We start from the raw sequence: 15,048 nt of genomic DNA on the forward strand, positions 1-15,048 counted from the left end.
GGAATTATTGGGATACTTCTGAGCGACTCTGGAACGAGTCGCTTAGTCCAACAATTAGGAGAAAATTATGAAAGTAAAATACATTGCTATGTATTTGTCATTAGTTGCAGTAACTATTCCTGCACAAGCTGTTAGTTCTGAAAAAAATCCCCATATAAAACAATCCACGGTTGTAAGTACCAAAATAGATTTGAATAAGGCAGATTTATCCATTCTTATGGGTTCGATTAAAGGGATAGGAAAAAAACGTGCTGAAGCAATTATTTCTTATCGCGAGACCCATCACGGTTTTAAAGCGATTGAGGAGCTTGCTGAAGTCAAAGGCTTTGGACAAAGGTTTATTGAGGCGAATCGCGATAAACTTAAGGAAGTATTCGTTATTAATTAAACTAATTTCGATATAAGACGAAATGCTGACAGTCCTGATGAATTAGCAGTACTTTCAATCAGCCCGGAAATTCGTTTTCCTCAATAAGGGATCTTTAGACAGCATCCACTAGTACAACGTTTCACTGATTCTGTCCTGTTGCATTAAGGACAGGATACAGCTTTTTTAATTTAATTCTGGCATCCGCAGTTGTAAATTGCCAATCAATTGTTGCTTCCTCTGCGTTTCTTTGCTGGTTCCATTCGGATATTTCACGAACAAAGGTCTCTTTATCAGGAATCCGTCGATCAAGACATTGCCTGCTTAAATGGCTTAGTTCAATCTCAGCCATATTTAACCAGCTTCCATGCTTTGGCGTATAATGAATTTCAAGTTTATCCAAAATTCTTTTGGCTTCCACCGGCTCAAAAGCTTCATATAAGGATGAACCAGCATGAGTGTTCAAATTATCCATGATCAATATAATGATATCCGCTGAGGAGTAATGGGTATCGAGCAACTCTCTGATAAAGTGCGCCCAGTCAATTTTTTTACGCTGCTCCGTTACCTTTGTTGTTCGTTTTCCCTTTAAAGGCTCACAACTTAAAAAAATATTACACGTACCATTTCTTTCATATTCTGCATCATAACGTAAACTCTCACCTGGGCTTGCTGGAATTGGTGTTCTTGTTTCTTTGATCAACTGTTTACTTGTTTCATCCATACAAACAACGGGACGTTTTGAATCATAGGGTCGTTTATAAATATCCAAAACATCTTCCATTTTACAAACAAATTCAGCATTAGCCTCAGGGATACACCATTCTCTCTTTTGCCATGGCTTTATTTCGTTTTTTTTAAAACCCTACAAATTGTTGAAGGTGAAACACTGTCAATAATTTCCAACGCCACTAATTTATGTGCTAACAATTTTAGCGTCCACCGACTCCTACCCTCTGGTGGTGTTGAGCAGCATAATGCAACCAAATGAGCCTCTTGTTCGCCGTCAATTTTACGAGATTTTGGATTGGCATGTGGCCTACGTGATAGTGCTGATTCCATACCTTCCTCAACAAATCGTTGGCGTATCCGAGCAACCGTTTTACTACTCACATGCATTTCAGTAGCTATTTCTTCATCCGTTTTTTGTTTTAATTTTGTATCATTTGCATCTGCAGACAATAACACTCGCGCATGCATTAATTTATTTGCCGCTTTTTTCCCAACTCGAATCAAAATCAACAATTCTTCTCGTTCTTCTAATGTTAATTTTACGATATACTTTTCCATGTGTGCTGCTTTCCAATGCGCCTCAAGAACGCGGAAGGTTAGCACACCTTGCCATAACAGGACAGAATCAGTGAAACGTTGTACTAGGCTAGTTGTGAAGATCCCTCACTGTATTCGCGATTGGAGGTTCCACGAATTATTTGGATTAGGAGTAGCTTTAAAGCCTCTAACATGATGAATTCCATGAGCAACCTAATTTTTATTCAAAATGATTGAAAATCATGAGATATCTGTTTTGCTATAACAATTACCAGGTTAAATATTTACTGGATTACATGGATGCAATCACTCGATTCGTTTTTATTAGCTTATTTATAATTCTTGTAATACAACTGTCGATTTTTACTCAAATATAGGATAAAGTACCTACAAAAAGAAGAACGAGGTAGTGCTTGTTATGTTCAGAAAATTAAGGGGCGTATTTTCTAATGATTTATCTATAGATCTTGGAACCGCTAACACATTGATTTATGTAAGAGATAAAGGGATTGTTCTCAACGAGCCTTCTGTCGTTGCTTTGCGCAATGAATCAGGTCAGAAACGAGTTGCTGCTGTTGGTATTGAAGCCAAACGCATGTTAGGAAGAACACCTGGCAATATTAATGCGATCAGACCGATGAAAGATGGCGTAATCGCTGACTTCTTTGTCACTGAAAAAATGTTACAACACTTTATTCACAAAGTGCATGAAAATAAATTTCTACGACCTAGCCCACGGGTTCTTGTCTGCGTTCCGTGCGGTTCGACTCAGGTTGAGCGTCGTGCGATTCGTGAGTCTGCAATGGGTGCTGGTGCACGTGAAGTATTTCTCATTGAAGAGCCTATGGCCGCTGCATTAGGTTCGGGTATGCCAGTCGAGGAAGCCAGTGGATCAATGGTTGTTGATATTGGTGGTGGTACCACAGAGGTAGCAATCATTTCTTTGAGTGGCATTGTCTATCATCAATCCGTGCGTATTGGTGGTGATAAATTTGATGATGCTATTGTTTCTTATGTTCGTCGTAACTATGGAACGTTAATTGGTGAAACCACTGCAGAGCGTATCAAGCATGAAATTGGTTCTGCTTTCCCAAGTCGCGACTTATTTGAAATAGAAGTACGAGGAAGAAACCTTGCAGAAGGAGTGCCTCGCAGTTTTACTTTAACCAGTGCCGAAATTTTAGAAGCGTTGCAAGAGCCTTTATCAGGTATTGTAGGTGCTGTTAGAGCAGCCTTGGAGTTGGCGCCCCCTGAATTAGCAGCGGATATTGCTGAGAGGGGTATGGTCTTGACCGGTGGCGGTGCGTTGTTGAAGAACATTGACACATTGCTAATGGAAGAAACCGGGCTACCTGTATTAATTGCTGAAGATCCATTAACCTGTGTTGCACGTGGTGGTGGTAAGGCTTTAGAAACCATGGACTTGCGTGGCGGTGATTTCCTCTCAACAGAATAATGCACATAACAGATTATTTAGAAAAGGCGGGCACAGTTCTATAGGATTTGTGCTCGGTCTTGTCCTTTCTATTTTTTTGATGTTTTGTGATTATCACTATAAATATTTGGACATGTTCCGAAGTGGTTTTTCTTTAATCGTTTCTCCTTTGCAATATGCCGTAGACTATCCTGTACGAGTAGTGGGATGGGTACAATCTCTGGTAAGCGCTAAAAAATCATTAATAGACGAGAACATGAGGCTGCGTTACCAGCAGACTATGCTGGAAGCCGAATTACAAAAATTATTAGCTATTCAAAACGAAAATTCACAACTCAAAAAATTATTACTTACTTCATCAAAAGCAGACATACGGGCGATGGCAGCACAAATCCTTGCAGTTGATACCAGTAATGCACGGCAAATTGTCGTCTTAAATAAAGGCAAACGTGATGGAGTTTATGCTGGACAGCCTGTGCTTGATGCTAAAGGTGTTATGGGACAAGTTATAGATGTTGGTCCAATGACCAGTACTGTGTTGTTAATTTCTGATTCGAAAAGCGCTGTTCCAGTGCGCAATAATCGCACAGGTGAACGTGCAATTCTTGTAGGTACTAATCGCCTGGAACAGTTATCTTTAATTAATTTACCTAAAACCTCATCGATTCATCCAGGCGATATATTAGTTACTTCAGGCCTCGGCGGGAGATATCCAGAGGGTTATCCAGTAGGACGAATATTGGTAGTGAACAGTATTCCGGGTGAGGATTTTGTTAAAGTAACCGTGAGTCCTATAGCCTTGCTTAATCGTAACAGGTTAGTACTATTAATCTGGCCTGATAGTGAGCAAGAGCAATTAACAACTCAGATTAATGAGCGTTTGAATGCAGAGGAGATTGGCTAGATGAATCTTCATTTACGTTTAGGAATCGGATTTATCTGCGCACTTATTTTATCTATATTGCCCATACCTGAATTAATTTCCGATTTTCGTCCAGCCTGGATCTTGCTTTTGGTTCTTTATATTGAATATTTTTTACCAGTCAATTTTAAGTTAACTACTTTATTAATTGTTGGTCTGCTTTTAGATGTATTGCTTTCCACAGTAATAGGAGAGCACTCATTTGCATTGCTGTTGGTAACCTGGATAGCCTCGACTAAATCAAGACGGTTTCAATTTTTTTCAATGATACAGCAAATTTTGCTAATCGGATTCTTTTGTCTTTGTTACCAGGCAGTTATTTGTTTTATTGATGCATTGCTAGGCTTTAATTACAGCTTATTCATGCCTTTTGCCTGTGCCTTACTAGGAATGTTTATTTGGCCGTGGATTCGTTTATTGGGTGATGGCTCATTAGCAACGCGATTGGTTTACCGTTGATTTATATCGAGCAGCTCATACTCTCCAGGTTGCAGTTTATCTAACTCCCATTCGCCAATTTTGTGTCGTACCAATCGTAACGTTGGGAATCCAATTGCTGCTGTCATTTTTCTTACCTGATGATTTTTCCCTTCTTTTAATATGATTTCTATCCAACTGGTTGGAATGGTTTGTCTTATTCGTATGGGAGGATTGCGTGGCCAGAGTAATGGCTCATCGATTAAATGAGCTTCGGCGGGAAGAAAAGAAACATCTTTAAGATTCAAGCCTTTTCTTAAGATTTGAAGATGATCTTCAGAAGGAACCCCTTCAACCTGAACCCAATAATATTTTTTCTTATTAAATTTGGGATGACTTAACCGATGTTGAAATGCTCCATCGTTAGTAAGTAATAATAATCCCTCGCTGTTTTTATCCAGGCGCCCAGCTGGATAAAAATCAGGTATCTTAATATACTCCGCGAGAGTTTGCTCTTGAACTTCTCCTGAGAATTGGGTAAGAACACCATAAGGTTTATTAAACAAAATCAATTGAGTCATATACTTCGGTTAATAAAAAATTTAGAGTGTTAATAGTAGAATGAATAGTTATTTTGAGCAAATATAAGGGAAGGGATTAGGTATATTTGTTTTTTAAAGTCGACCACTATACAATGGCACAAATTTACTCTTTATGTTGAAATTTATTCATGAAACATCTGGTGCTTCTCTTATTATGTTTAACTCAAGTGAGTTGTGCGTTAAACCATAAAGTAATGGTTGGCGATGAGCAGGTAGTAATTCAACAAATAACTGGAAAAGGTAAAAACTTTGTCCATGTGCACCATAACGAACAAACGGCTTTAAAGGCTGCGAAAGCAGTAATCCGCAAGGAAGGGGGAAGTCTTATAACTCTAGTCCATTCTGGTGGTCGGAATATAGTGTTTCATTTAAATAATATACGTTATGAATTTGATCCTAATCGAATTTATACGGATAAAGGAATTAAAAAAACACTAACCCAATTTGGTTCATACTCCCCTGAGGCACATCGAGAAGTGAAAAAATTAGCTAATAAAATGAAACAGCTATTACCAAAAGGAAAAATAATTGCTGTTCATAACAACTCATCCTACTCTCTAAAAGATTATTTGCCTGGACATGAATTGGCTCATGACGCTAAAGCGCTTCATATGAATCCAGATAATTACTTTAGGAATTTTTATCTGGTTACTAAAATCAGTGATTATCTGCGTTTAAAAACGGAAGGTTTTAACGGTGTATTACAAAAACAAAACGCTACCGATGACGGATCGTTATCTGTTCTACTGGCTAAAAGTGAATATATTAACGTAGAAGCGGGTTTTGATCAGTTGATTGAACAAATAAAAATGTTGCAACGTGCTTAGAATTACTAGTGCAATAAATAGTTTTGTCTTTATGATGAAGTGGAGAATTAAGAGTACAGCGTTTGGGTGAAGTACGGAGGGAGACTCTGAGGGTTGGGAGTGATCGTTGTAAAAAATCGATATTTGACTGAGTTAGATATTTCCTATTGCGATTGGTCTGATTTTAATGATGTATCCTCCATTAGCCAGGGTGAAATATGAAAAATTGCCACTGATATTCAAAGACTGGCGAATTCTTCTGTTGTCATGTTTTTTGTAGGTTTTGCTATGGGAAAACTTATTGGTGCCAGTTACAAAAAAACAACAGCGGCATCATTTACCGCAGCCAGTAATAATTTTGAATTGGCTATTGCTATTGCTATTGCTATTGCAGCCTTTGGACTTAATTCTGCTACTACCTTTACAACGGTCATTGGGCCTCTTGTTGAAGTACCGGTTCTGATTTTACTTGTTAACGTTGCTTTCTGGTTAAGAAAGAGATGGTTTTCACAAACAAGTTCTGATTGAGATTTTAAGGAAAATTAGTTTATCACGGACAGTTCTGGGTGAATGCTTTTTCGTTAGAATTACGAGCGACTATTAAGTTGCCTTGTTCGGTAATTGAATAGTAAATCTGGCTCCTGTATCAACTCCCTCAGAATCAACCTCTAGTGAACCCTTCATCTCATGTATTGCAATAATGCTCGAGTGCAGTCCAAAACCATGTCCTGAATTTTTTGTGGTAAACCCATAAGAAAAAATTTGCGGAAGATGAACACTGTTGATCCCAATACCGTTATCGATTACTTGTATAAAAAAACGACTCTCATCTATAGGGCCTGCTTTAATCAGGATAAATTTTTCTTTATTCTTCGATTCCAGACAAGCCTCTTTGGAATTTTTTATTAAATTGATCAGTATTTGAGTTAATTTTAATTTATCCACATAGATGTTTTTAAGTTTTGCATATTCTCTCTTTGATATGGGTCCGCATGTCTGGAACAAAATTAAGGAAAAATAAGAGCTATTCATCCATCATTTATAGTTAAAAATTCACTCAAATTAACCTATTTAAACCTACTCAATACCGTATGAATAGTGATTGCTACTACGAATTGTCTTAGGTCATTTTACCACAACTCTATCAGAATGACTTATCCACAAGTCCACAGGTCAGGAGAGCTTCACTTTCTCGTATAGGCCTGTGGGCCTTGTGGGTAAGTCATGACGCTCTCATTTAGGGTTTATGGTCTTTTCCGGCCATAATACACCTCTGCGGGCGTTAAATAATTAAAGGACTGGTGAAGCCTTCGGTTATTATAATACTCAAAATACTCCGTTAAGGCCAGCTCAACCTCTTCAATTGTATCAAAATCATACCGGTAGATTTTTTCTTGCTTAACACTACGCCACAATCGCTCGATAAATATATTATCTAAATAACGTCCTCGCCCATCCATGCTGATAGAAATGTGGTGAGATTTTAGCGTATTTATCCAATCTTTTGAGGTAAATTGAGAACCCTGATCCGTGTTAAAGATCTCACAACGCGAATGCAGCAAAGCGTTTCTAAGCGCCTCAATACAAAATTCAGCCTCCATAGTAGGTGAAATAGCCCATCCAATCACATAACGACTATACCAGTCCATAATAGCTACTAAATACACATGCTTTCCTTTCATGCGGATGTAGGTGATATCTGCGGCCCAAACCTGATTTGGTTTGGTGATATCCACCTCTTTTAATAAATAAGGGAACACCTCATGCTCCTTATTGGGAACGCTTGTATTTGGCTTTGGGTAAACAGTCGATAACCCCATCATTTCCATCAACTTTTTTACTCGACGTTTACCAACAGGATAGCCTACTTCTTTTGACAGCCATCTTGCCCGCTTAATTTTACCTTCACATGGATACTGCAGATAGTGCTCATCAAGTAGCGCCATAAGCGCTTCATCTTCGACAGAAATGGGCTTGGCACTATAATAATAACTTGAAACAGGCAAGTCTAATAGCAAGCATTGTTCACGAATGGTGAGCTCGGCAAGAGGATCAATCATGACGCGCTTTTCATCCAGACTAAAGTTCATGCTTTTTTTTTAGCCAAGATAGCTGCGCTTGAAGTCGACCAATTTCTTGATATAATGCCTCAACAAGCTGCTCTTGGGACTTGGCTTCTTTTTCATTAGCCCCAGAGAATAAATCGTTAATGGCTTTGATGGCCGATTGCTTCCAAGTTTTTACCTGCGTTGCGTGAACACCGTATTCACTGGTAATTTGCGCTTGTGTGAGTTTCCCCTCAATCGCAGCTAGCGTTATTTTTGCCTTCTTGGCCGCCGTATAATAAGCTCGCTTTTTAGACATTTTATTCTCCTCTTTGTATTAAGAAGAATAGCTCTTAAAAAACCTTTTTTTGTGTCCAGAAAACCGCGCCTATATTAAAAACCAATCGGTGTCCTAATCTGTATTATAAATGAAAAAAAAAGGATGATTGTGAGCCAGATAAAACAGAAGCGAATTTTGCTGGTTGATGATAATGCAGAAATCCATAAGGATTTCTGTAAAATTCTTTCCAAAAATGACGATTTAGCTCTGGACAGTGATGAAGAAATTCTATTCGGGCAAGTCAGAAATACTAAAAAATATACAGCACCTGAGTATAAAATTGATTCGGCTTATCAAGGCAAAGAAGCGTTTGAGTTAGTTAGGACCTCGTTGTTGAGTGGAGAACCTTACGCACTGGCTTTTATTGATATGCGAATGCCTCCTGGCTGGGATGGTATCGAGACTATTAAAAGAATTTGGGAACTTGATCCCTACATTCAAATGGTCATTTGCACCGCTTATTCTGATCATTCCTGGGAAGATATTACAAACGAATTAGAAAACTCTGATAATCTCTTAATTTTAAAAAAACCGTTTGAAGTGATTGAAATTAATCAATTGGCGGCGGCATTAACCAGAAAATGGGAGTTAATCGCTAATTTACATACTTTAATTAAAAACCGTACCAGTGAATTAGAGCGTTTACACTCTTTAACCCAAACTACACTCGAATCCGTCCAGGAAGGGATTCTTGGTGTTGGATTAAATGAACAAATTTTAGTCTATAACGAAAATTTTTTAAAACAATGGAATATCCCGGAAGAGTTACTTAAATCAGAAAAATCTAAATTAATTTTTCAGCGCTTAGCGGATCAAGTCGAAGACTCAGTGATTTTTTTAAAAGTGATGAACGATTTACAAAAAGAGCCGCAGCAGAAAAAAACCAAGGAATGGAAGTTAAATACAGGGATTATATTGGAACTTTTTGCTAAACCGCAATATCTGCACGATGAAGTTAAGGGTATTGTTTATAGTTTTCGTGACACCACTGAACGAAAGGAGTTAGAACAGCAATTACTCCATCAAGCCACTCATGATAATTTAACCGGATTACCTAATAGAGCTTTATTAACCGATAGAATAAACCAGGCGATATCTCATGCCAAACGTTATGGAATGTATGTAGGTATTTTGGTGGTGGATTTAGATTTTTTTAAAGAGATCAATGATTCCTACGGTCATAAAGTTGGTGATTTAGTGTTAAAAGAACAAGCCAAAAAGTTATTAAATTTCGTGCGTGAAAATGATACTGTTGCCCGTATGGGGGGCGATGAGTTTGTTGTAATTTTAGGTTCGCAGACGGATGAAAATAATCTTATTGGGCTTCTTAACCAATTTATAGAGTTATTTTCAACTCCCTTTGAAGTGGAGAAACGTGAGATCATTGCTACCGTAAGTATTGGGGTGAGTATTTATCCTCAAGATGGTATGGATGCAGATACCTTGTTAAAAAATGCAGATGCAGCCTTGTACCATGCAAAAGATCTCGGTCGTAACAGGTTTCAATTTTACATGGAAGAGTTTAATAAACACATCTTACAACGAAACGAGCTGACGGTAGCCCTCACTCATGCCCTGCAAAATAATCAACTTTCATTAAATTATCAGCCATTGATTGACTTAAAAACAGGTAACATAATGGGCGTAGAAGCTTTATTGCGCTGGATCCATCCTACTCTGGGTCTAATCCCACCATCTACTTTTATTCCCATCGCCGAAGAAACAGGGCTTATTACTGCCATTGGAGAATGGGTTTTAAGGACCGCATGCACTCAAGCTGAAAAATGGAACCAATCATCTATTTTTCATAACTTGAAAATGTCAGTTAATATTTCTTCGAAGCAATTTCGACAACAAAATTTCTTGTTTATACTCAATAAGATAATCGAAGAAACCGGACTTGATCCAGACTGTTTAGAACTGGAAATAACTGAAAGCCTTATCTTAGGGAATATTTCTGAAATAATACAAAAAATGATTGAATTAAAGTCATTGGGTTTTCATTTTGCGATCGATGATTTTGGCACCGGATACTCAAATTTAAGTTATCTTAAACATTTTCCATTTGATACGATTAAAATCGATAAAACGTTTATTGATAATATTACAACGGATTCTTATAGTGCATCAATTGTACAAGCAATTATTGGCATGTCAAAAAATATGGGCATAAAAGTCCTGGCAGAAGGAGTGGAACATAAAGAACAAGTCGACTTTTTAAAAAAAAATCACAGTAATCAAGTTCAGGGCTACTATTTCAGTAAACCCTTGAATGAAGAAGATTGTGCTCAACTACTTGCTCTTAAACAGGGTAAAAAATGGGATGAAAATCTTGGTTGATCCAGTTAGAGCTATTCAAACAACAATCACTCTGTTTTGTTCGAGACTTTGGGTGCCGCGAACAAGTCCGGGCAGGTTATATTTTAAATGCATAAAATATTCATAATTGGGTTGCACCTTGGACAGTAATTAAGTTTAGCTTTCTACTGTATTTTGGTAATGTCTGATAATTCATATTTAGTAATTCATATTGGGATTCCTTAGTATCACATGCTATCATTGATCTCTCTAAATTTATGGAGTTGTCAATGACATACGATAAAATCAAAGTGCCTTCACAAGGCGAAGCCATTACAGTTGCTGCTGATCTTTCTCTTAATGTACCTAATAACCCGATTATTCCTTTTATTGAAGGGGATGGTATTGGCGTTGATGTGACTCCTCCAATGCTTCGTGTTGTTGATGCTGCAGTTGAAAAAGCCTATGGCAATAACAGAAAAATTGCCTGGATGGAGGTTTATGCTGGGGAAAAAGCAACTAAAGTGTATGGAAATGATCAATGGTTACCTAAAGAATCTATTGATGCGATGAAAAAATTTGTTGTTTCCATCAAAGGCCCTTTAACAACTCCAGTAGGTGGTGGTATTCGTTCATTGAATGTTGCTATTCGTCAGGATATGGATCTGTATACATGTTTGCGACCAATTCGTTATTTTAGTGGTGTTCCAAGTCCTGTTAAAGAGCCTTGGAAAACCGATATGGTAATTTTCAGAGAAAATTCCGAGGATATTTATGCAGGTATTGAGTGGCAAGCTGATACTGCTGAAGTAAAAAAAGTAATTCAATTTCTGACGAACGATATGGGTGTTAAGAAAATTCGTTTTTCCGAGCATTGTGGTATCGGTATTAAACCGGTTTCAAAAGAAGGTACTACCCGTTTAGTAAAAGCTGCGATTCAGTATGCAATTGATAATGATCGAGAAACGGTCACTTTGGTTCATAAAGGTAATATTATGAAATTTACCGAAGGTGCCTTTAAAGATTGGGGATATCAGGTGGCTCGTGATTCTTTTGGAGCAAAAGAATATCAAGGTGGTCCCTGGATGGAATTTAAAAACCCTAAAACAGGTAAACAGATTATCATAAATGACGTGATTGCCGATGCATTTTTGCAACAAATCCTCTTAAGGCCTGAAGAATACAGTGTGATTGCTACATTAAATTTAAACGGTGATTACATTTCGGATGCTTTAGCTGCACAGGTAGGGGGTATTGGTATCGCCCCTGGCGCAAACATGAGCGATGAGGTTGCAGTATTTGAGGCTACTCATGGAACAGCACCAAAGTACGCAGGTCAAAATAAAGTGAATCCAGGCTCCATTATTCTTTCAGCTGAAATGATGTTGCGACATATGGGTTGGACTGAGGCTGCAGATCTTATCATCCAAGGCATGGAAGGTGCTATTGAAGCGAAGACAGTGACATATGATTTTGAACGTGGTATGACAGGCGCTACCCTGGTTAGCAGCTCAGGTTTTGCTGACGCGATGATCAAACACATGTAACTATACAAGAGCAATTCACAACAACGTTAACCTGAATTCTGCCAATGAACTCAGGTTAACGTTGCTAGTGATTAGTTTATATTAATAAATATGCCATACTTAAAGTGAAAAGAATTTTAATACGTCCAGTAAAATTGCTATTAATTTACAATTGGCTGAGTTCTATATAATCAATATGCTGCTGATTATTTCAATAGCCAAATATTTCCTGAAAAATAGCTGATTTTACTGGCCAAATGTGTGTAGGGAGTCTATAAAAATAGTAAGAGGTTGTAAGTTATGAGTGGGCAAAATATAGAAGAAATTGTAAGACATGTAATATCTGAAACGAAAACTCGTGCTGATATTAAAGTCCCAAGAAAGTATAAAGTTGTATTGCTCAATGATGACTATACACCAATGGATTTTGTGGTAGAGGTGCTGAGGCATTTTTTTCATTTAAGTGAGGAGAGTGCAGTTCAGGTGATGTTGCAAGTTCATCTTCAAGGGAAAGGCGTGTGTGGGGTATTTACACGAGACATAGCAGAAACAAAAATTGCCCTAGTTAATGAATACGCCAGAATGAATCAACATCCATTGCTATCTAGCATGGAACCCGAATAACTGGTGGTGGGCTGGAAAGGAGCAACGACAATGTTAAATAAAGAACTTGAATTCACCTTGAATCTAGCCTTCAAGGAAGCAAAAGAAAAGCGTCATGAATTTATGACCGTAGAACATTTGCTGTTGTCCTTGCTTGATAATCCGGCAGCAGGTAATGTATTACAGGCTTGTGATGCTAATATTGAATCATTACGCCGCGATCTGATGGAGTTTATAGATGAAACAACTCCCAGGATTCCGGACGATGAATTGGATAGAGAAACTCAACCTACCCTTGGTTTTCAACGGGTATTACAACGTGCAGTTTTTCATGTGCAATCTGCAGGAAAAACTGAAGTAACAGGAGCGAATGTCCTTGCAGCTATTTTTAGCGAACAAGAAAGTCAGGCTGTATACTTCTTACGGCGTGAAAATATTACTCGTCTTGACGTAATCAATTATATTTCTCATGGTGTTTCCAAATATCAAAATAATGACATGCATGATCATATGAACTCCTCTATGGACGAAGATATGATGTCTTCAGAGGGTAATGAATCTCCACTTGATAGTTATTGCATGAACCTTAATCGACGCGCAAAACAAGGCAAGATTGATCCTTTAATCGGTCGGCATGAAGAAATACAACGTACAATTCAAGTACTGTGTAGACGTCGAAAAAACAATCCATTACTTGTTGGAGAGGCCGGAGTAGGCAAAACCGCTATTGCTGAAGGATTGGCAAGGCGCATTGTTGATGGTGAAATTCCTGAAGCAATAAAAGGATGTGTTGTTTACTCACTTGATCTTGGTGCACTTTTGGCTGGAACCAAATATCGTGGGGATTTTGAAAAACGCCTCAAAGCGGTACTAAAACAACTGGGACAGCAAGAAGGTGCAGTTTTATTCATTGATGAAATCCATACTATAATCGGTGCAGGAGCTGCCTCTGGTGGTGTCATGGATGCCTCCAATTTGATTAAACCATTATTGGCAAATGGCGAATTGAAATGTATAGGTTCTACTACGTATCAAGAGTATCGTGGTATCTTTGAAAAAGACAGAGCTTTAGCAAGACGTTTTCAAAAGATAGATATTTCTGAACCAACTATTGATGAAACTTTTGAAATATTGAAGGGCTTAAAAGGCCGTTTGGAAGAGCATCATAGCGTCAAATTCTCAATTGCTTCTTTAAAAGCAGCTGCAGAATTATCTGCTAAATATATAAACGATAGATTTTTACCTGATAAAGCTATAGATGTAGTTGATGAAGCAGGAGCCTATCAGAATTTACTCACAGCCAACAAGCGCCGTAAAATAATTAGCGTGACCGAAATTGAAAGTGTTGTTGCGAAAATAGCACGTATTCCAATTAAGAAGGTTTCAGCTCGTGATAAAGATACATTAAAAAATCTGGAAAGAGATTTGAAATTATTGGTTTATGGACAAGATCAGGCAATTACTGCCTTGTCCTCCGCAATCAAATTAGGTCGCTCAGGCCTTAGAGAACCTCAAAAACCGGTGGGATGCTTTTTATTTGCAGGTCCTACAGGAGTTGGTAAAACTGAAGTTACCAGACAGTTAGCTAATGTACTCGGCATTGAGCTTTTACGTTTTGATATGTCCGAATATATGGAAAAACATACTGTTTCCCGTCTAATTGGTGCTCCTCCTGGCTATGTGGGTTATGATCAAGGGGGATTATTAACAGAAGCTGTGACTAAGAATCCTCACGCTGTTTTATTACTTGACGAAATAGAGAAAGCCCATCCAGATGTATTTAACCTCCTGTTGCAAATTATGGATCATGGGACCTTAACCGATACAAATGGTCGCCAGGCTGATTTTAGACACATAATCATGGTAATGACCAGTAATGCGGGAGCCAATGAGATTATTCGTAATTCTATAGGTTTCTCATTACAAGATAATTCTAACGATGGCCTCGATGTAATCAAAAAACAATTTAGTCCTGAATTTAGAAACAGGCTAGATGCCATTATTAATTTTGCTCCGTTAGATGCACAAACCATCGGTTTGGTGGTTGATAAGTTTATAATGGAGTTGGATGAGCAATTAAGTCATAAAGGCGTATCATTTACTGTCGATAAGTCAGCACGCGAATGGTTAATCGAGCATGGTTACGATAAGGCAATGGGCGCTCGTCCTATGGCAAGACTGATTCAGGAAAATGTTAAAAAACCACTTGCAGATGAGCTTTTGTTTGGAAAATTAATCCATGGTGGGCATGTTATATTAAAAGTTAAGGACGGTAAATTACATTTTGATAGTCATGATCATCGAGAGGGTGTATTTTAATTAACCATAACTTGTAGTCTATTCAAAAGATTGTGCCCCTGATAAAGCAAACGTTATTATGGGCACTTTTTTTCAATAAATCAGAAGTGTTCCATATTA

General features: G+C 38.0%; 16 protein-coding genes. 11 read left to right on the plus strand and 5 right to left on the minus strand.

Annotated elements, in window-relative coordinates; translation table 11 throughout:
- The first annotated feature begins 67 nt into the window (after window positions 1–67).
- Window positions 68–388 (plus strand): ComEA family DNA-binding protein, encoded by a 321-nt coding sequence (locus tag HRS36_RS06855; protein ID WP_173236721.1) that lies wholly within the window; start codon window positions 68–70, stop codon window positions 386–388.
- A 121-nt stretch (window positions 389–509) separates the two neighbouring features.
- Here the strand turns inward: HRS36_RS06855 and HRS36_RS06860 are convergent.
- Window positions 510–1,657, minus strand: a protein-coding gene (locus HRS36_RS06860) for an IS630 family transposase (protein ID WP_173236722.1) whose coding sequence is annotated in 2 segments (ribosomal slippage) — window positions 510–1,231 and window positions 1,231–1,657 — 1,149 coding nt in all. Because the reading frame shifts where the segments join, the coding sequence is not laid out codon by codon here.
- Between the two features lie 397 nt (window positions 1,658–2,054).
- Between HRS36_RS06860 and HRS36_RS06865 the strand changes: the two genes are divergently transcribed.
- Genes HRS36_RS06865 through mreD form a run of 3 tightly spaced genes read left to right on the plus strand, consistent with a single transcriptional unit; the run spans window position 2,055 to window position 4,452 of the window.
- Window positions 2,055–3,092, plus strand: a complete 1,038-nt coding sequence (locus tag HRS36_RS06865) for a rod shape-determining protein (RefSeq protein ID WP_018577556.1) — start codon at window positions 2,055–2,057, stop codon at window positions 3,090–3,092.
- Entirely contained in the window at window positions 3,070–3,975 is a 906-nt protein-coding gene (gene mreC / locus HRS36_RS06870; RefSeq protein WP_173236723.1) for a rod shape-determining protein MreC, read from the plus strand. The genes HRS36_RS06865 and mreC overlap by 23 nt, the downstream gene beginning before the upstream one ends.
- Entirely contained in the window at window positions 3,976–4,452 is a 477-nt protein-coding gene (mreD, locus tag HRS36_RS06875) for a rod shape-determining protein MreD (protein WP_173236724.1), read from the plus strand. It abuts the gene before it with no gap.
- On the opposite strand, the gene HRS36_RS06880 is transcribed toward mreD, so the two are convergent.
- Entirely contained in the window at window positions 4,443–4,991 is a 549-nt protein-coding gene (locus HRS36_RS06880; RefSeq protein ID WP_173236725.1) for a pseudouridine synthase, read from the minus strand. The genes mreD and HRS36_RS06880 overlap by 10 nt on opposite strands.
- 149 nt (window positions 4,992–5,140) lie before the next feature.
- Between HRS36_RS06880 and HRS36_RS06885 the strand changes: the two genes are divergently transcribed.
- The 3 genes from HRS36_RS06885 to HRS36_RS06895 all read left to right on the plus strand — a co-directional run bounded on the left by HRS36_RS06885 (window position 5,141) and on the right by HRS36_RS06895 (window position 6,346).
- On the plus strand, window positions 5,141–5,839 hold the full coding sequence (locus tag HRS36_RS06885; RefSeq protein WP_173236726.1) for a protein tyrosine phosphatase: 699 nt from the start codon (window positions 5,141–5,143) through the stop codon (window positions 5,837–5,839).
- Window positions 5,840–6,008: 169 nt separating this feature from the next.
- Window positions 6,009–6,098 (plus strand): hypothetical protein, encoded by a 90-nt coding sequence (locus tag HRS36_RS19035; protein ID WP_420814325.1) that lies wholly within the window; start codon window positions 6,009–6,011, stop codon window positions 6,096–6,098.
- A gap of 8 nt (window positions 6,099–6,106) precedes the next feature.
- Window positions 6,107–6,346 (plus strand): arsenic resistance protein, encoded by a 240-nt coding sequence (locus tag HRS36_RS06895; RefSeq protein WP_275941001.1) that lies wholly within the window; start codon window positions 6,107–6,109, stop codon window positions 6,344–6,346.
- A gap of 72 nt (window positions 6,347–6,418) precedes the next feature.
- Here HRS36_RS06895 and HRS36_RS06900 read toward each other — a convergent pair whose 3' ends face one another.
- The 3 genes from HRS36_RS06900 to HRS36_RS06910 all read right to left on the minus strand — a co-directional run bounded on the left by HRS36_RS06900 (window position 6,419) and on the right by HRS36_RS06910 (window position 8,182).
- On the minus strand, window positions 6,419–6,850 hold the full coding sequence (locus HRS36_RS06900; protein WP_173236728.1) for an ATP-binding protein: 432 nt from the start codon (window positions 6,848–6,850) through the stop codon (window positions 6,419–6,421).
- A gap of 212 nt (window positions 6,851–7,062) precedes the next feature.
- The gene (locus tag HRS36_RS06905) at window positions 7,063–7,908 is read right to left on the minus strand and encodes an IS3 family transposase (protein ID WP_173235473.1); all 846 of its coding nucleotides are present in this window, start codon (window positions 7,906–7,908) and stop codon (window positions 7,063–7,065) included.
- On the minus strand, window positions 7,898–8,182 hold the full coding sequence (locus HRS36_RS06910) for a transposase (protein ID WP_173235475.1): 285 nt from the start codon (window positions 8,180–8,182) through the stop codon (window positions 7,898–7,900). Before HRS36_RS06910 ends, HRS36_RS06905 begins: the two co-directional genes overlap by 11 nt.
- Window positions 8,183–8,311: 129 nt before the next feature.
- Here HRS36_RS06910 and HRS36_RS06915 point away from each other — a divergent pair, with 129 nt between their 5' ends.
- The 4 genes from HRS36_RS06915 (at window position 8,312) to clpA (ending at window position 14,949) form a co-directional block, all read left to right on the plus strand.
- Window positions 8,312–10,543, plus strand: a complete 2,232-nt coding sequence (locus tag HRS36_RS06915) for an EAL domain-containing protein (RefSeq protein WP_173236729.1) — start codon at window positions 8,312–8,314, stop codon at window positions 10,541–10,543.
- Window positions 10,544–10,791: 248 nt separating this feature from the next.
- Entirely contained in the window at window positions 10,792–12,048 is a 1,257-nt protein-coding gene (gene icd / locus HRS36_RS06920; protein WP_173236730.1) for an NADP-dependent isocitrate dehydrogenase, read from the plus strand.
- Between the two features lie 279 nt (window positions 12,049–12,327).
- Complete coding sequence (gene clpS, locus HRS36_RS06925) at window positions 12,328–12,651, plus strand: ATP-dependent Clp protease adapter ClpS (protein WP_173236731.1); 324 nt, start codon at window positions 12,328–12,330, stop codon at window positions 12,649–12,651.
- A gap of 30 nt (window positions 12,652–12,681) precedes the next feature.
- A complete protein-coding gene (gene clpA / locus HRS36_RS06930; RefSeq protein ID WP_173236732.1) occupies window positions 12,682–14,949 on the plus strand; it encodes an ATP-dependent Clp protease ATP-binding subunit ClpA in 2,268 nt (755 codons plus the stop codon).
- Window positions 14,950–15,048 lie beyond the last annotated feature (99 nt).

It is taken from the genome of Legionella antarctica, assembly GCF_011764505.1.
Taxonomy (GTDB): Bacteria; Pseudomonadota; Gammaproteobacteria; order Legionellales; family Legionellaceae; genus Legionella; species Legionella antarctica.